General features: G+C 62.7%; 16 protein-coding genes. 13 read left to right on the top strand and 3 right to left on the bottom strand.

Translation table 11 applies throughout. The features are described 5' to 3' along the window. Positions 1 to 12 precede the first annotated feature (12 nt). Positions 13 to 729: a heme-copper oxidase subunit III family protein gene (locus ETW24_RS05750; protein ID WP_129370149.1), complete on the top strand. Its 717-nt coding sequence runs from the start codon at positions 13 to 15 to the stop codon at positions 727 to 729. Positions 730 to 738: 9 nt separating this feature from the next. Beyond that, complete coding sequence (locus tag ETW24_RS05755) at positions 739 to 1,110, top strand: cytochrome C oxidase subunit IV family protein (protein ID WP_129370150.1); 372 nt, start codon at positions 739 to 741, stop codon at positions 1,108 to 1,110. A 114-nt stretch (positions 1,111 to 1,224) separates the two neighbouring features. On the opposite strand, the gene katG is transcribed toward ETW24_RS05755, so the two are convergent. After that, positions 1,225 to 3,441: a catalase/peroxidase HPI gene (gene katG, locus ETW24_RS05760; protein ID WP_129370151.1), complete on the bottom strand. Its 2,217-nt coding sequence runs from the start codon at positions 3,439 to 3,441 to the stop codon at positions 1,225 to 1,227. 208 nt (positions 3,442 to 3,649) lie between these two features. Here katG and ETW24_RS05765 point away from each other — a divergent pair, with 208 nt between their 5' ends. From ETW24_RS05765 to ETW24_RS05780, 4 genes are all read left to right on the top strand, one after another. Further along, positions 3,650 to 4,567 (top strand): LysR substrate-binding domain-containing protein, encoded by a 918-nt coding sequence (locus ETW24_RS05765; protein WP_129370152.1) that lies wholly within the window; start codon positions 3,650 to 3,652, stop codon positions 4,565 to 4,567. 201 nt (positions 4,568 to 4,768) lie between these two features. Then, entirely contained in the window at positions 4,769 to 5,830 is a 1,062-nt protein-coding gene (locus tag ETW24_RS05770) for a Hint domain-containing protein (protein WP_129370153.1), read from the top strand. Between the two features lie 318 nt (positions 5,831 to 6,148). Continuing rightward, complete coding sequence (rpsD, locus tag ETW24_RS05775; RefSeq protein ID WP_027258072.1) at positions 6,149 to 6,769, top strand: 30S ribosomal protein S4; 621 nt, start codon at positions 6,149 to 6,151, stop codon at positions 6,767 to 6,769. Between the two features lie 150 nt (positions 6,770 to 6,919). Next, a complete protein-coding gene (locus tag ETW24_RS05780; protein ID WP_129370154.1) occupies positions 6,920 to 7,489 on the top strand; it encodes a PA14 domain-containing protein in 570 nt (189 codons plus the stop codon). 84 nt (positions 7,490 to 7,573) lie between these two features. On the opposite strand, the gene ETW24_RS05785 is transcribed toward ETW24_RS05780, so the two are convergent. Beyond that, complete coding sequence (locus tag ETW24_RS05785) at positions 7,574 to 8,035, bottom strand: Lrp/AsnC family transcriptional regulator (protein ID WP_129370155.1); 462 nt, start codon at positions 8,033 to 8,035, stop codon at positions 7,574 to 7,576. A 105-nt stretch (positions 8,036 to 8,140) separates the two neighbouring features. Here ETW24_RS05785 and ETW24_RS05790 point away from each other — a divergent pair, with 105 nt between their 5' ends. The 5 genes from ETW24_RS05790 to ETW24_RS05810 all read left to right on the top strand — a co-directional run bounded on the left by ETW24_RS05790 (position 8,141) and on the right by ETW24_RS05810 (position 14,340). Next, entirely contained in the window at positions 8,141 to 9,565 is a 1,425-nt protein-coding gene (locus tag ETW24_RS05790) for an aminotransferase class V-fold PLP-dependent enzyme (protein WP_129370156.1), read from the top strand. 171 nt (positions 9,566 to 9,736) lie between these two features. Beyond that, complete coding sequence (locus ETW24_RS05795; protein WP_129370157.1) at positions 9,737 to 11,383, top strand: peptidoglycan-binding protein; 1,647 nt, start codon at positions 9,737 to 9,739, stop codon at positions 11,381 to 11,383. Positions 11,384 to 11,507: 124 nt separating this feature from the next. Next, entirely contained in the window at positions 11,508 to 12,593 is a 1,086-nt protein-coding gene (gene hisC, locus ETW24_RS05800; RefSeq protein WP_129370158.1) for a histidinol-phosphate transaminase, read from the top strand. Next, positions 12,590 to 13,522, top strand: a complete 933-nt coding sequence (locus tag ETW24_RS05805) for a prephenate/arogenate dehydrogenase family protein (protein WP_129370159.1) — start codon at positions 12,590 to 12,592, stop codon at positions 13,520 to 13,522. The genes hisC and ETW24_RS05805 overlap by 4 nt, the downstream gene beginning before the upstream one ends. After that, positions 13,519 to 14,340, top strand: coding sequence for an extensin-like domain-containing protein (locus tag ETW24_RS05810; RefSeq protein WP_254695710.1), 822 nt, complete (start codon positions 13,519 to 13,521; stop codon positions 14,338 to 14,340). Before ETW24_RS05805 ends, ETW24_RS05810 begins: the two co-directional genes overlap by 4 nt. A gap of 160 nt (positions 14,341 to 14,500) precedes the next feature. Here the strand turns inward: ETW24_RS05810 and ETW24_RS05815 are convergent, their stop codons facing one another. Continuing rightward, positions 14,501 to 15,499 (bottom strand): DUF2125 domain-containing protein, encoded by a 999-nt coding sequence (locus ETW24_RS05815; protein ID WP_129370160.1) that lies wholly within the window; start codon positions 15,497 to 15,499, stop codon positions 14,501 to 14,503. A gap of 67 nt (positions 15,500 to 15,566) precedes the next feature. On the opposite strand from ETW24_RS05815, the gene ETW24_RS05820 reads away from it, so the two are divergent. Continuing rightward, a complete protein-coding gene (locus tag ETW24_RS05820) occupies positions 15,567 to 16,097 on the top strand; it encodes a gamma-glutamylcyclotransferase (RefSeq protein WP_129370161.1) in 531 nt (176 codons plus the stop codon). 77 nt (positions 16,098 to 16,174) lie between these two features. Beyond that, the gene (locus ETW24_RS05825; RefSeq protein WP_129370162.1) at positions 16,175 to 17,365 is read left to right on the top strand and encodes a biopolymer transporter ExbB; all 1,191 of its coding nucleotides are present in this window, start codon (positions 16,175 to 16,177) and stop codon (positions 17,363 to 17,365) included. Positions 17,366 to 17,368 lie beyond the last annotated feature (3 nt).

A 17,368-nucleotide genomic window follows, 5' to 3' on the forward strand; every position in this document is an offset into this window, starting at 1 on the left:
GGAGGGAGACAGATGGAACATCCATTCCAAGGCCAGGATCAGACGCTGCAGCAGCAGGGCCATAGCGGCTTTGCCGCCGATTGGGGGTCGGATCAGCGGGCCTTTAAAAAGGTCTCCTGGGGCAAGGCGATGATGTGGATCCTGCTGCTGAGCGATACCTTCGTCTTTGCCTGTTTCCTGGTCGCTTACCTGAACGCCCGCAACTCCACCACCGTGGAGTGGCCCAACGCCAGTGAGGTTTTTGCCCTGCATATCGGCGGCGCGAACCTGCCGCTGATCCTGATTGCCATCATGACCTTTGTGCTGATCTCTTCCTCCGGCACCATGGCGATGGCAGTGAACTGCGCCTACCGCAAGGCGCGCAAGGCCACCGCCGTGCTGATGCTGGCCACCGCCGCGCTGGGGGCGGCCTTTGTCGGGATGCAGGCGTTTGAATGGTCCAAGCTAATATCTGAGGGCGTGCGTCCCTGGGGCAATCCCTGGGGGGCCGAGCAATTCGGCGCCAGTTTCTTTATGATCACCGGTTTTCACGGCACCCATGTCACCATCGGGGTGATCTTTCTGGTGATCGTCGCCCGCCGGGTCTGGCGCGGCGATTTCGACCGCAATCAGCGCAGCTGGATGTCAGCGGGCAACGGCGACTACGAGGCGGTGGAGATCATGGGGCTTTACTGGCACTTCGTCGACCTGGTCTGGGTCTTTATCTTTGCATTCTTCTATCTGTGGTAGGGGGCTGATATGACACATTCACCGCAAACCGCCGAGGCCGCAGAGCTGCAGCATGACGAGGGGCAGCAGCATCCGCTAAAGCTCTATTTTGCAGTCTGGATACTGTTGTTTGTGCTCAGCGCGGCGTCTTATTGGGTGGACTACGCGCAGCTGCAGGGGCTATTGCGCTGGAGCCTGATCCTGATCTTCATGACGCTGAAGGCGGGGCTGATTATCGCGGTCTTCATGCATATGGCCTGGGAACGGCTGGCGCTGATTTATGCGGTTCTGCTGCCGCCCCTGGCGATGATCGGGCTCTTGGCGATACTGATCATTGAGTCGGATTACACAGCAGAGACACGGGTGATTGAGTTCGGACAAGGGGCTGCTGCGTCCGAGTAAGTGATAATACGCCCGGCTGAGGTCAGGCGCTGCCCTTCTCTTTGTATCTCAAAGGCCGCAACGAAAAAGGCGCCCCGGATTTCCGGAGCACCTTCATTTCAAGTAAGGTGCAGCTTACGCTGCCAGATCAAACCGGTCTGCGTTCATCACCTTGACCCAGGCTGCCACAAAGTCCTGCACAAAGGCCGCCTCGCCGTCTGCCTGCGCATAAACCTCAGACAATGCCCGCAGCTGCGAGTTGGAGCCGAACACCAGATCCGACCGCGTGCCGGTCCACTTGACGGTGCCGCTGGCCCGGTCGCGGCCCTCATAGGTGCCGTCCTCAGCCGGTTTCCACTCCACCCCCATATCGGTGATAGCGGTGAAGAAGTCGGTGCTGAGCGTGCCGGCCCGGTCGGTGAACACCCCGTGCTTGGAGCCGCCATGATTGGCGCCCAGCACTCGCAGCCCCCCGATCAGCGCGGTCATTTCCGGCGCGCCAAGGGTCAAAAGCTGCGCCCGGTCCACCAGCATTTTCTCAGCCGGAACGCTATAGGCGGCCTTCTGATAGTTGCGGAAACCATCGGCCTCCGGTTCAAGAACGGCAAAGCCCTCAATATCGGTCTGCTCCTGGGATGCGTCCGTCCGGCCCGGTGTGAACGGCACCGAAACCGGGTGGCCTGCGGCCTTGGCGGCCTCTTCCACGCCGGCGCAGCCTGCCAGCACGATCAAATCCGCCATCGAGATCTTCTTGCCGCCTGCAGCGCTTGCGTTGAACTCGGACTGGACGCCTTCCAGGGTGTTCAGCACTTTGGCCAGCTGCTCCGGCTGGTTCACCTCCCAGTCCTTTTGCGGCGCCAGGCGGATACGGCCGCCATTCGCGCCGCCGCGCATGTCCGAACCGCGGAAGGTGGAGGCCGAAGCCCAGGCGGTCGAGACCAGCTCGGAAACCGACAGCCCGGTTGCCAGGATCTTGGCCTTCAGCTGCGAGGTGTCCTGTTCATCCACCAGCGCATGATCCACTGCCGGGAGCGGGTCCTGCCAGATCAGGTCTTCGGCAGGCACGTCGCTGCCCAGATAGCGCGATTTCGGCCCCATGTCGCGGTGGCACAGCTTGAACCAGGCGCGGGCAAAGGCATCGGCGAATTTCTCCGGGCTGGCATGGAAATCGCGCGAGATCTTCTCATAGGCCGGGTCCATCCGCAGTGACATATCGGCGGTGGTCATCATCGGCGCATGGCGCTTGCTCGGGTCATGGGCATCCACGACCATATGCTCCGGCGCCACGTCCTGCGCATGCCATTGCTGCGCACCTGCGGGGCTTTTCTCCAGCTTCCACTCATAGCCGAACAGCACGTCGAAATAGCCCATGTCCCAGGTTGTCGGGTTCGGCTTCCAGGCGCCCTCGATACCCGAGGTGGTAGTGTCGCCGCCCTTGCCGGAGCCATGCGTATTGATCCAGCCAAGGCCCATCTGTTCCATCGCACCGGCTTCAGGTTCAGCGCCGACCAGCTCAGGATCACCGGCACCATGCGCCTTGCCAAAGGTATGGCCGCCTGCAACCAGCGCCACGGTTTCCTCGTCATTCATACCCATGCGCGCAAAGGTGTCACGCACATCCAGGCCCGAGGCGACCGGGTCCGGATTGCCGTCGGGACCTTCCGGGTTGACGTAGATCAGCCCCATCTGCACTGCTGCCAGAGGGTTTTCCATGTCCCGGTCGCCGGAGTAACGGCTGTTTGCCTGATCGCTGGTGGCCAGCCATTCGGTCTCGGATCCCCAGTAAACGTCTTCCTCCGGTTCCCAAACGTCGGTGCGGCCGCCGCCAAAGCCGAACACCGGGCCGCCCATTGATTCAATGGCGCAATTGCCGGCCAGGATTATCAGATCACCCCAGGAAATCTTGTTGCCGTATTTCTGCTTGATCGGCCACAACAGGCGGCGCGCCTTGTCCAGGTTGCCGTTGTCCGGCCAGGAGTTCAGCGGTGCAAAGCGCTGGTTTCCGGTGCCGCCGCCGCCGCGGCCATCGGCGGTGCGGTAGGTGCCGGCACTGTGCCAGGCCATGCGGATGAACAGTCCGCCGTAATGGCCATAATCCGCAGGCCACCAGTCCTGGCTGTCGGTCATCAGCGCAAACAGATCCTTTTTCACCGCCTCCAGATCCAGCTTGCTGAAGGCCTCGCGGTAGCTGAAGTCAGCCCCCATCGGGTTCGACTTGGGCGCATGCTGATGCAGGATCTTCAGGTTCAGCTGGTTCGGCCACCAATCCTGGTTCGAGGTGCCGCCGCTGCCGGTATTCAGCGCCGCGCCGTGCATCACCGGGCATTTTCCTGCGGGGGTATTTCCGTCCATATTCTTCTCCGATCGTGGCTTCAAACAGTTGAACTGTGTCGTGGCAAAAACGTTCCCGGATCAGTCCGGCAGCACAGGTGCCGCCTGAAAATGCATTTGGGGCACAGACTGCTGTTGCCGGGTTTCCCTGTTGTCCTGCAGTGGAGGCTAGCAGGGAATTGCCATTGGATTAAGTTGCATTTATTCATCGCAGTGATAATAAAATCCTATGATAAACGTGACTCTCCGCCAGATGCGCTACTTCGAGGCGCTGGCCCAGCACCGCCATTTCGGCCGCGCGGCAGATGCCTGCGCAGTGTCCCAGCCCGCTTTGTCTGTTCAGATCAAGGAGTTGGAGGAGGCGCTGGGGGTGCAGCTGATCGAGCGCGGCGCCCGCCAGGTGCGGCTCACCAGCCTAGGGGAAGACCTGGCAGGCCGGGTGCGCGGTATTTTGCGATCCGTTGATGAGCTGGGCGAGCTGGCGCGGGCGTCCCGGGAGGGGCTGGCCGGGCGGCTGCGGATCGGGGTGATTCCAACCATTGCGCCCTATTTGCTGCCGTCCATCGTCGGGAACCTGACCCGGCAGTACCCGGAGGCCGACATCCGAGTGCGCGAAACCGTGACCCCAAGGCTGCTGGAAGAACTGGGAGAGGGCCGGCTGGACACGGCGATTGTGGCGCTGCCGGTTTCGGAACCGGCCTTTGAGGAGGTTGCGCTGTTCGAAGAGGATTTTGTGCTGGTGCGTCCCGGCGAAGACACTGGCAAGCCGGTTCCCGGTCCCGATGGTTTGCGCGAAATGCGTCTGCTGCTGCTGGAGGAGGGGCATTGCTTCCGCGATCAGGCGCTGTCGTTCTGCAACATGCAGTCGGCGGCCCCGCGCGAGCTCTTGGATGGCAGCTCGCTGTCGACCCTGGTGCAGATGGTCAGCGCCGGAATCGGTGTCACGCTGATTCCCGAAATGGCCGTCCCGGTCGAGACCCGCTCGGCTGTTGTCTCGGTCGCGCGCTTCCGGGACCCTCAGCCGGCCCGCACCATTGGCATGATCTGGCGCCGCAGCAACCCGCTTGCGCGGCAGCTTCTGCAGGTGGCAGAGGTGGTGCGGCAGGCCGCACAGGCCTTGCGATCCAGCTATAGTCCGCTGAATTGAAACGGCTTTGTTGCGTGTTTGCGGACAATTATCTGCGCTGCTATCCAGCGATTGAGTGCCGCCAAAGCCGCTGCAACCGCATGAGGAATGATGCGTAAAGGGCACGATCACAACCATTTTATGGCCCGGCGGTTTCAGGCCTGAAGATGCGTCGTTAAGATTTCATTAATAAAAAACGAACTTAGGCAGGCATACAGGCAGATGATAACGGGCTTTCGTGGCACGTTTGTTGTTTCCTGGTCGCAAACCGAGATTGACGGCCTTCCGGCCGCACCGGTTGACGCTCTTGATGTAGGGGCGGCTTGGTCCTGGCATGGCGATGCTGTGCGGGTGGACGGGCCGGCAGAGTTGTTGCGGCTGGACATGGCAAACGGCGAGGCAGATTTGCGCCGCCGGGCGGCACGGTCAGTGCGCCGGCTGGTCGGTGCGGCAGTTCAAAACCGGACCGATGTCGATTCGGTCAAGGTGGATGAGCCGCTGATGGACAGCAGCTTTGTTGTGACCAATGGCGTGCAAAGTTTCACCGTGACTCTCATAGAGGTGGGGCCGGGCCAGCGCCCGCTTTTGATGTTTGTGGACGCGCTGCCGCCGCGCGGGGCTGATCTGTGGGTGGTGCATCATTCGCTGGGAACGGTCAGTGCGGACCGTCCGCAGGGCGAAACCGGTGTGATCTGCTTTACCCCGGGCACATTGATCGCAACACCCGGCGGCCCAAAGCGGGTTGAGCGGCTGCGCGAGGGCGAAAAGGTGCAGACCCGCGACAACGGCGCCCAGGAAATCCTGTGGATCGGCTCCCGCCGGATCAGCGGCGCACGGTTGTTTGTGATGCCGCGGCTGCGCCCGATCCGCATCCACGCCGGGGCCTTGGGCATCGACCGGCCGGAGCAGGAGCTGCTGGTCTCGCCGGATCACCGGATGCTGCTGCGCGGCGACCGGGTGCGGGCGTTGTTCAACACGCCCGAAGTTCTGGTCGCGGCCGGCGATCTGGTCAACGGCCGCACAATCCTGCCCGACGCCTCGGTGCGGCAGGCGACCTATATCCATATCATGCTGGCCAATCATCAGGTGCTCTGGGCCAATGGGGTCGAGACAGAAAGCTTCCACCCCTCCAACGCATCCCTGACCGCGCTCAGCGACAGCGACCGGGCGCGGCTGTTCCATTTGCAGCCCGGGCTGGAGCGCAACCCGCTGGCTTATGGCGCCTATGCCCGCCGCAATCTCAGCGCGTCCGAGGCCGCGATTCTGGGTCACGAGGCGGCCTGATCCGTTACCCGAACGCAGCCAGGCGTCCGGGCCCTTGCTGATTTCGCGGATTTCCCTGCGAAACCTGGCTGGCCGATGTTGACTCTGTCCCATCCCCCTATATAAGCGCGGCTTCATTGGTGTTGGCGGCCCCCGCAAGGGGATGCCTGTCATGCCTGGATCCTGGATCCGGAGCAAGAGGACAACGCCCTTCGATTGTTGCAGGTGCTCCTGGAGCAGGTGAACATGGACGGTGCAGTGGCGTATGCGATTGCAACCCGAAAAGTGGGAACCGGTTTTCGGAAATAGCTGCAATGCCATTATAGAAGGAGATCAGCCGTGACCAAACGCACGTCTGCCAAGTACAAAATCGACCGCCGCATGGGCGAAAACATCTGGGGCCGTCCGAAGTCCCCGGTCAACCGCCGCGACTATGGCCCCGGCCAGCACGGTCAGCGCCGCAAGGGCAAACTGTCCGACTTCGGCATCCAGCTGCGCGCCAAGCAGAAGCTCAAGGGCTACTACGGCGACCTGACCGAAAAGCAGTTCCGCCGCATCTACGGCGAAGCCGTGCGTGTGAACGGCGACACCGGTGAAAACCTGATCGGCCTGCTCGAGCGCCGCCTGGACGCCGTGGTCTACCGCGCCAAGTTTGTTGCAACCGTCTTTGCGGCCCGCCAGTTCGTGAACCACGGCCACGTGACCGTGAACGGCAAGCGCGTCAACATCCCGTCCTACCGCGTGAAAGAGGGCGACGTGATCGAAGTCCGCGACAAGTCCAAGCAGATGGTTGCCGTTCTGGAAGCCACTCAGCTGGCCGAGCGCGACGTTCCCGATTACATCGAAGCCGACCACTCCAAGCTGAAAGCGACCTTCGTGCGCACCCCCGGCCTGGGCGACGTGCCGTACCCGGTTCTGATGGAACCGAACCTGGTTGTGGAATTCTACGCCAAGAACTAAGCCTGCTGCCGTTACGGCACATGGCGAAAGGGCTGTCCTGCGGGGCAGCCCTTTTTCGTTTGCAGCATCTCTGCGGCCGTATTGGCAAAACCCGGTAGCCCTGCGCGCCGCCTGCCACTATCCTGCCTGTAAAACGACAGGGAGTGAGTGATGAAAACCTATCTGAAGGCTGCTGCTGCGATTGCAGTCCTGACCGCCGCCTCCGCAGGCGCTGCGCCGCTGAAGCTGGTCCCGGCAGACCCGCAGCCCTCCGGCGTCAAGCCGGGTCTGTCGGTGGTCTACGCCTATCCGCATGATGTGAAGTCTCTGGTTGAGGCCTCCTCGGCGCTGAAAATCTCCAGCGAGCGGGGTCAGCCCATCGCGGGTCTCGACAACCGTGACACAGAGGAGGGGCAGAACACGCTCACTTCCAAACGGGCGCTGAACGTCGTGGCCCGGATCACCGGCTATGTGAAGATTGACCAGCCCGGCATCCACAATATCGACTTCCTTACCAATGACGGGCTGCGCGCCAGGGTCGGCGGCCAGGTGGTAGGCGAATACGACGGCCGCCAGTCCTGCGACAGCACCATCCTGACAGAAGTAGAGGTGCCGTCAGCGGGCTGGTATCCGGTTGATATCCTTTACTTCCAGCGCCTTGGAACTGCCTGTTTGCACATGCGCATGGGGCCGGACGGCAAGCGCCCGAAATGGATGAAGAACAGCGCCTTTGGTCACTGATCCGCTGCTTCTTTCTGGGCGGAAATACCCCGGGGGAAGCCCGCAGGGCTGGGGGCAGCGCCCCCTCTTTGCCAACCCGCCGGGCTACAGCGGCAGCGGGCGTCCCTCGGCGATGGCTTCCATCGCGAAGTAAGACGTCACGCTGTCCAGCTCGACACCTGAAATAAGCCGCTGATACACTTTGTCATAGCTGGCCATGTCCTCGGTCACCACTTTCAGCTGGTAATCATAGTCACCGCCGATGCGGTGGAAATCCACCACCTCTGGGATCGTCAGCACATGGCGGCGGAACTTTTGCAGCCAGTCTGCCGAATGATGCCGGGTACGCAGCAACACAAATACCACCAGATCCAGCCCCAGCTGCTTGCGGTCCAGCCGTGCGGTGGACCCTTGCAGCAGCCCGCTGTCGTTCAACGCTTTCAGCCGCCGCCAGCAGGCGTTCTGCGACAGGCCCACCTTGTCGGCCAGCTCCCGTTGCGACAGGCTGGCATCCTGTTGCAGCGCGCGCAGGATGCTTCGGTCAATTTGATCGGCTTGCTTACTCATATGCGGATCATATGACACAAGAATTGCATAAACTACCCAGTATTTGATAAAATTTACGCGCCAGAAACCGTTCATATTGATTGCGGAAGATCACGGAGGCGCGACATGACCCTGGCAGTATTCAAAGAAACGATCCGGCAAGCGGCTCAGGCCGGAACCCTTGGCCGCAGCGTGATCGGCGACGGAGTGATGATCCCCGGCCTCGATGGTGAGGTGCCGCTGGTCTATGCCGATTACGTCGCCTCCGGCCGGGCACTGCGCCAGGTTGAGGACTATGTGGCAGCCCAGGTGCTGCCCTTCTATGCCAATTCCCATACCGAGGCTTCTTATTGCGGCTCGCAGATGACCCGCCTGCGCCGCGAGGCCCGGACTGAGATCGCCCGCATGACCGGCGCCACTGGGGATGATGCGGTGATTTTCACCGGATCGGGCGCCACCGCGGGTCTCAACCGGCTGGTCAGCCTGTTCGGCGTGAACGAGGCCACCCGGCCGGTTGTCTTCATCGGCCCCTATGAGCACCACTCCAACATCCTGCCTTGGCGCGAAAGCAAGGCACTGGTGGTGGAAATTCCTGAGGCCGCCGAGGGCGGTGTGGATCTGGCGGTTCTAGAACTCGCCCTGAAGCAGCACGCCGGCAGCGATCTGAAGATCGGCAGCTTCTCAGCGGCTTCCAATGTCACCGGCATCGTGACCGATCCTGATCCCATCAGCCGCCTGCTGCATGCGCACGGCGCACTGGCGGTCTGGGACTATGCCGGCGGCGGCCCGTACCTGCCAATCGACATGGGACAGGGCGGGGCGGCACGTAAGGATGCGGTAGTGGTCTCGCCGCACAAGTTTCCGGGCGGTCCCGGTGCCTCGGGTGTGCTGGTGGTCAATTCAGGCGCTGTGCGCCGCCGCTGCCCGTCCTGGCCGGGCGGGGGGACCGTCAGTTTTGTGTCCCCATGGCAGCACGAATACAGCCTGGACCTGGCGACCCGCGAAGAAGCCGGCACCCCGAATGTGATCGGCGACATCCGCGCAGCGCTGGCATTTCTGGTGAAGGAGGCCGTTGGTCAGGAGCAGATCGAAGCCCGTGAAGCCAGGTTCGCAGACATGGCCTGGGCGGGCTGGGCCGACAATCCGCACCTGCAGATCCTGGGCCACCGCGATGCGCACCGGCTGCCGATCTTCTCCTTTCTGGTTTCGGACGCGGCGGGCAATCCGGTGCATCAGCAGCTGTTCACCCGGATGCTGAGCGACGTCTGCGGCATCCAGGCCCGTGGCGGCTGCGCCTGTGCGGGGCCTTATGCACACCGGTTGCTGGGCATTGGCCGGCCGGAGTCGGAAAGGCTGTTTGCCGACTTGAAGGCAGGCGAGGAAATGAAAAAACCCGGCTGGGTCCGGCTCAACTTCTCATACCTGATGGAGGAGGAGACTGCGCAATACGTCATTGATTGTGTCAACGATCTGACCCAAAGGGCAGGGGAGCTTACGGCCCGTTACAACGTCGATCCGGAAACCGCGCGGTTCAAGGCGCTGGTCGCCTAGACACACACAAACCGGGTGCTTTCCCGGGGCTGGGAAGCACCTCACATACACGTGATATGTAGGTATTGAACCCTAGTATTTAAAGGGGGAATATGCCGGTCAAATCCCCCGCGACAGCGCGAAGATGTGCGTGGCACGCTCTAACTGTATTTTATTGATTGGAGTACTGTTATGGCCCTTAAGCTTTCCGCCCCTGTTGGTGACAAGAAACGGATCACCAAACCGGACCCCAAGACTGGCGAGAGCAAATTCAAGCCGGTCAAAAATGCCCCCGCAGATGTCGAGCTGGTCCGCCTGATGCTTAAGGCAAACGGCTATTCCATTGAGGTCAGCACCAAATGCGATGCCGGGCTGATCAACACGATCAAGGATTTTCAGAAAAAGAAGCTGGGTTTCAAGAAGCCTGACGGAATTGTCGACCCGGGCATGCGGACCTGGAACGCAGGCCTGCCGAAACTGGCGGCACAGCATTCTGCCGACACCAAAGTGGAGCGGATTGAAGTTGTCGAGAACGGCAAGACCAAGCTGATCACCGTGGCCGAGTTTGAAGCCGGGCAGGAAGAGCTGCGGCGCAAGCTCCTGGCCAAGGCTAACATGATGTACGGCCAGGCGGAATCCTGGGTTGATTTCTGCAACGAGGTGGAAAGCACACGCCAGGGCAACGACACTTTCCTGAACGCATTGACGGAATTTGCTGTCAGCGTTGTCAACGACAAGACCGATCCGCCCTGGACCCCGATCCTGAATGCCCGCTCTGAATCCAGCCTGCTGAAAACGCTGACGAGCAAGAAGAAGCCCGACTGGAAAAAGGTGTACAAACAGGATGTTAAAGCATCCAAAGCCTATAACACCGGCGGCAAGGCGTTTAAGAAATTCATTGATCAGCGGATCGCCACTGCCGGCGGAATTGTCTGGAAGCTGGAAATCGTGCGCGAGGTCTCATTTGCCGTGGTCGAAACCTATATGACCGCCCGGCTGGTGGCGACCAAGGGTATGTCCCCGGCCAAGGCCCACGCCATTGCCGCCGCCAGCACCGAAGCGCTGAAATCCAGCGCCGGCCAGCTGGGCGAGCATCTGGCGGGCAACAAGGTGACCTGGGACGGGGCGGCCAAGAAAGTCTTCATCGACAGCTTTATCGCCGGTCTCGCCGGTGCCGCTGGCGGCAAGCTGACCTCAAAGCTGTCGGCAGGTCTCGCCGATGATCTGGCCAAGGCCGCAGCCTCGAAACTCTCACGCGAGTTTCCCAAAAAGGCGGTCAAGGTTTTCTTTGAGAAGTTCCTGAAATCCAAGGCCGGCGAGGCGATGGTCACCGAGGCGCTGAAGGAAACCATCGGCCTGGCCAAACCCTTGATCGAAAAGGGCCGGCCGCCGAATACCAAGGAAATCAAGGAAAGCATTGCCAAGATCCTGACCGCGGGCATCATGTCGGCAGGTGCCGGCAAGGCATTGGACAAATTCTCCTCCGGCTTCACCGGCGCTGCTGAAAAGTTCCTCAAGACCAAACTGGCGCCCGCCGCCATGGAAGGAGCGGTGAAGAAGGACCTGATTGCCAAATACGGCACCAAGGCGACCGAGGATTTCATCAAGCTGCACGGCGACGCCATTTATGGCGAGATTGCCAAGCAGATCAGCGGCAAGTCGTTCAGCAAATACGTAGGCGAGGTTCTGACCAGCTCGGACGGGTCGCAATCGGCCTCGACCATGCAGAAACAGGCCAATGAGGCGATGCGCAAGGACATGGAGCTGCGCAAGAAGATCCAGAAAATCATCATGGCCGAAGCCAAACGCAAGATGCCCAAGTCGGCAGCGGCGCATTAACGCCGGCCGCACCGTCATTGGGTTTGCTGCTCGGGGGGGCGGCAGCACAGGGGAAGCGTCATCTTGGTGCTTCCCCAGCAGCCATTGGGCCGCTAGAACGGGCAGGAATTAAGGAGCCCGTATTATGACTCAACTCACACCGCAGCCCGGTATCATGGACATCGCTCTTTATCAGGGCGGGGCTGCTCATGTGAATGGGGTGAGCAACGTTGTGAAGCTCTCCTCGAACGAAAACCCTCTTGGCCCCAGCCCGCGCGCAATTCAGGCGATGCAGGATGCGGCGGCCGATATGCACCGCTATCCCAGTTCGGACCATGCGGCGCTGCGGCAGGCGATCGGCGAGGTTCACGGGCTGGAGCCGGAGCAGATCATCTGCGGCGCCGGCAGCGACGAGATCATTGCCTTCCTGTGCCAGGCCTATGCCGGCCCGGGCGATGAGGTGCTGTACACCGAACACGGCTTTGCCATGTACCGCATCAGCGCATTGGCCGCCGGTGCGACGCCGGTGGAGGTAAAGGAACGCGAGCGGGTCACCGATGTGGACGCTCTGCTGGCGGGCTGCACCGACCGGACCAGGCTGGTCTTCATTGCGAACCCGAACAACCCCACCGGCACCATGATCAGCGAAGGGGAAGTGGCCCGGCTGGCCGATGGCATCCCGGCGGGGGCCATCTTGGTGCTGGACGGGGCCTATGCCGAATATGTCGAAGGCTTCGATGCCGGGGCTGCCATTGCCAACGCGCGCAGCAACGTCTTCATGACGCGCACGTTCTCCAAGATCTACGGTCTGGGCGGTGCGCGGATCGGCTGGGGCTATGGCCCGCGGGAGATTGTCGGCGTGCTGAACCGGGTGCGTGGCCCGTTCAACGTCTCCAGCACAGCGCTGGCCGGGGCCGAGGCCTCGGTGCGGGATGCGGACTACGTGGACAACTGCCGGACTACGAACTCCAAATGGCGCTCTTGGCTGGCAAATGCCCTCGCTGAACTCGGCGTGCCCTCGGACGTCTCCAGCACCAATTTCATCCTGGCCCGCTTTGCCAGCCAGGCCGAAGCCGAGGCCTGTGACAGTTATCTGCAATCGCAGGGGCTGATCGTGCGCCGGGTGGCGGGATACAACCTGCCGAACGCATTGCGCATCACCATCGGCGACGAAGACGCCTGCCGCCGGGTGGCGCAAGGGGTGAAAGCATTTAAAGAGGCGCAGGCATGAGCAGCCGGAATAACGGGCAGGTCTATGGCCGCGTCGCGCTGATCGGGCTGGGCCTGATTGCGTCTTCAATGTTCTGGGCGATGAAACGCGCAGGGCTGGCGGGCGAGGTCACCGGCTATGCCCGCAGCGCGGAAACCCGCGCAACCGCTCGCAGGATCGGTCTGTGCGACCGGGTTTGCGACAGCGCGCAGGAGGCCGTGAAAGAAGCTGACCTGGTGGTGCTCTGCGTGCCGGTTGGCGCCATGGGTCCGGTGATGGAAGACATCGCCCCGCTGCTGAAACCCGGCGCCACGGTGTCGGACGTGGGCTCGGTCAAACGCCACGTGATCGACGCCGTGCTGCCCCATATCCCCCAAGGTGTGCATTTCGTGCCCGCCCACCCGCTGGCCGGGACTGAACATTCCGGCCCGGAATCCGGTTTTGCCGAGCTGTTCGACAACCGCTGGTCGCTGCTGGTCCCGGTTGAGGGCACCGATCCCGCAGCCACCGCCCGCCTGCGGGCCCTGTGGGAAGGCATGGGCGCCAATGTTGATGAGATGGACGCCGACCACCACGACCTGGTGCTGGCTGTCACCTCGCATACACCGCATCTGATTGCCTATACGATGGTCGGCGTCGCCGACGACCTGCGCCGGGTGACCGACAGCGAGGTGATCAAGTATTCCGCCGCTGGTTTTCGCGACTTCACCCGGATTGCCGCCTCGGATCCGACCATGTGGCGCGATGTGTTCCTGACCAACAAGGACGCCACGCTGGAAATCCTGGGCCGCTTCACCGAGGAGCTGTTTGCCCTGCAGCGCGCCATCCGCACCGGCGACGGCGACCATCTGCACGATTACTTCACCCGCACCCGCGCGATCCGCCGCGGCATCATCGAGGCCGGTCAGGACACCGATGCGCCGGACTTTGGCCGGGGGCAAAAGAAGTGATCCGCGCGGGCGCCCTGCTGCTGGCAACGATGCTTGGCGGTGCCGCGCTGGCCGCAGCGCCGGATACCTCGCTTGCGCCGCCTGCGCGCCCGCAGGCTGATGCGGGCTTAGAGGCGGCTGGCATAGTCAATTCGCCGGAATTACGCCCGGTTTCGCGCCCGCAATCGGAACAGATCCTGGCAGCAGCAGCCCGCCCCGCAGATCTGCCGCTGCTGGGGCCGGCATCATCGCTGCTGCCCTTTGCACGGCCGGACAGCCTGGCAGAGCAGGTGCTGTTCAAGCGCCGCAAGCGGCGCAAGGGGTCGGTCTGCGGCGATATTGATATCCAGGGCGATAGTGTCGGCTACGTCTCGGGCACGCTGCCCGGCTGCGGCGCCAAGGATGCGGTGCGGGTGCGCGAAATTGCCGGGGTGCGCCTCAGCCAGGCCTCGCTGATGACCTGCAACACCGCCCGCGCGCTGAAGACATGGATCAACCGCGAGGTCGAAACCGCCTTCGGCCGCCGAAACAAGGTGGTCTCCCTGCGCGTTGCCGCGCATTATGCGTGCCGCACCCGCAACAACCGCCCCGGTGCCAAGATCTCCGAACACGGCAAGGGCCGGGCGATCGATATCTCCGGTTTCACCCTGGCCAGCGGCGAGACGGTGACGGTGCTGAAAGGCTGGCAGAACCGCAAGACCCGCAAGGCGCTGAAAAAAATCTGGCGCGCAGCCTGCGGACCCTTCGGCACCGTTCTGGGGCCAGAGGCCGACCGCTATCACCGCGACCATTTCCACCTGGATGTAGCGCGCCACCGCGGCGGGTCGTATTGCCGCTAGCGGTGTGCTCCCGCGCCTGAAAGTGCCCAGGGGCACATTACAGCCTTGGGCCGGGCGCGCTGCGCGCGCAAAAAAGTCATGCTGAGAAACGCCTCAGTGGCTGGTTTTCCCTTTGCCTGTAATTGGCCAGCGGGGTGGTTCGTGACAGGCGGATCCGCGGTCAGCGGATAATCAGCCGCGGGGCGCGGCCCAGGGGCAGGGGGCCAAGTGTCACATAGCCGCCGGAAAACCCCAGCGTGATGTCCAGGTTCCGCGGGTTGCCGCTTGTTTCTGCCAGGAGGCTCAGCACGCGCTCGACAGAGCTGCGCAGGCTGGGAGGCAGCGCGCCGCTGCGTTCCGCCATCAGCACCAGCCCGCGCCAGTTTTCCGCCTGCAGCGCAATCCCGCCCTCCGGCAGACCCTGCGCGTCCACTGCCAGCGTCCCGGCGGCCTTCAGCCGCAGATCGCCCCAGCGGGCCTCGGCCAGTTTCAGATCGATCCGGCGCGGCTGCGGCCGCCGCTGTTCCAGTGCGGCCCGGTCCCAGGGCGCGTCAAACTCAACCGTCAGGTCCAATGCCAGCGTGTCAAACCGTTCCGGCAGCGCCGAGCTGGCCGCCAGCAGCCGCCGCCAGGCGGCGCGGGGGGCGAACTCAGCGGCTTCTGCCGTAATCCGGTAGATCGCAGGCCTGTCCGACTGCACCATGCGCAGGTCCAGTGACGCGCCGCTCAGCACCGCCTCGCCGCTTCGGGCGATCTGCCACGGGGCCGAGATCAGCGCCAGTTCCTCCATTTCCAGCGCCGCACCCGGCGCCAGATGCAGGCTGGCTTGCAGGCCCTGGGCCGTGATCACCGCGGTCCGGTCGAAATAGGACAGCCGCTGGGCCGAGGCCGGGAAGTGCAGGTCCAGCTTGCCCGGCCAGACAGCAGGGCTTGCCAGGTCCAGCCAGTCAGCCCGCCAGGCGGTGCCGGTGCCAGGATCCGCCAGCGCCGGGCGGCTGATCCTGGTTAAATGGCGGATAGGGTAGCCGCTGGTTTCAAGTGCAGAAAACTCAGCCTGCCAGCCCCGCCGCTCTTGCTCGGCAAACCAGGCCGCGATGCCGCTGCGCAGCCCCCAGGCCGCCGCCGCCCAATACAGGCTCCACACCATCAGGGCGGCAATCAGCAGTTTTGCCAGGCGCATCGGTTAGCCTCTTTTGTCCGGATCAGGATTGCTGTTTATAGAGGGGGAGCAGAAAGGGCCAGACAACATGACTATGTGGGTTTTCGGATACGGATCGCTTCTTTGGAACCCCGGCTTCCCGGTGGCCCGCCGCGAGGTGGCGGTGCTGCATGGCTATGCGCGGTCGTTCTGCATGACCTCGATCCACCACCGCGGCACCGAGGATCATCCGGGCCTGGTGCTGGCGCTGGACGAAACCGAAGGGGCCAACTGCAAAGGGCTGGCGCTGTCGGTCGAAGCCGGTCACGAGGAGCAGACCCTGGCAGAGCTGCGCGAGCGCGAGCTGATCTCCTCGGCCTACTTGGAGCGTGATCTGGAAGTGGAACTGGCGGACGGCAGCCTTGTCACCGCCGTCACCTATGTGATCGACCCGCACCATGTCCAGTATTGCGGCGGTCTGAGCCTCGAAAAACAGGCGCAGATGATTGCCCATGCGGTGGGCGGGCGCGGTCCCAACACCGAATACCTCTATAACACTGCTGAGCATCTGGCGGAGATCGGCCTGCATGACAGCGACTTGGACTGGCTGGCAGGCCGGGTGCGGGACATCACCGCATAAAGCCTTGGCGCTTTTGACACTTTGCTTATAGGCTGCGAACCAAATAAGAGCAGTCAACGTGTCAGGAGCCAACCAATATGGCGCAGCCAGACCGCAAAACCCGGCCGCAGTTTTCCCAGCCGGTGCGGCAGATCATCATGATGCTGATCGCACTGGGATTGTCCGGTTTTGGCGCCTTTGTCGCCTTGCCGCGGGTGCTGCCGGTGTTCGAGGCCAACCCTTGGCTGAACGGCTTTATCGTCTTTGTCTTTGTGATCGGGGTGCTGGCCTGTTTCTGGCAGGTGGTGCAGCTTATCGGCTCGGTGCGCTGGATTGAACGCTTTGCATTCGGCGACACTTCGGATGAGCGCCGGACGCCGTCAATGCTGGCGCCCTTGGCCTCGCTGCTGCGCTCGCGCGGGGCGCGGATGCAGCTGGGATCGGCTTCGACACAGTCCATTCTGGACTCTGTCGCCAACCGTATCGATGAAGACCGGGAAATTACCCGGTATATCGTCAACCTGCTGATTTTCCTTGGCCTTTTGGGTACTTTCTATGGTCTGGCCACCACGGTTCCTGCCGTGGTCGATACCATCCGCAGCCTGGCACCGCAGGAAGGCGAAGAGGGGCTGTCTGTCTTCAATCGCCTGATGACCGGACTGGAGGCGCAGCTGGGCGGCATGGGTGTCGCCTTTGCCTCCTCGCTCCTGGGACTGGCTGGCTCGCTGATCGTCGGCCTGCTGGAACTGTTCGCGGGCCACGGCCAGAACCGGTTCTACCGTGAGCTGGAGGAATGGCTGTCTTCGATCACCCGGGTCAGCTTCTCCTCGGGTGAGGATGGTGCCGGCGACAGCGGTGTCGTCTCCCAAGTGCTCGACAACATGGCCGAGCAGATGGACGCGCTGCAGGCGATGTTTGCCGAAACCTCCGAAGGCCGCGCAGCGGTGGATCAAAAGCTGGGCGATCTGGTGGAAACCATTCAGGAGATGAACCGCCGCCAGGAGCAGACCGGCACAGTCACCGCAGCATTGGACCGGGTGGCCGTCGGGCAGGAAGCCCTGACCGAGATCCTGCGCGCCCATAGCGAACAGGGCGGTATCGACGCCGAAAGCCGGATGCGGCTGCGCTCGATCGACGTGCAGATGCTGCGCATCCTCGAGGAAATCTCGGCCGGCCGGCAGGAAAGCCTGAGCGAGCTGCGCAAGGACATCGACCTGTTGGTCAGGGCCTTCGCCCGTCCGCGCGGCTTGTCCCGCGGCGGTGGTGCGGGCCGGGACGCGGGGGATTAACCG

Source organism: Leisingera sp. NJS204, from assembly GCF_004123675.1.
In the GTDB taxonomy this organism is placed as follows: Bacteria; Pseudomonadota; Alphaproteobacteria; order Rhodobacterales; family Rhodobacteraceae; genus Leisingera.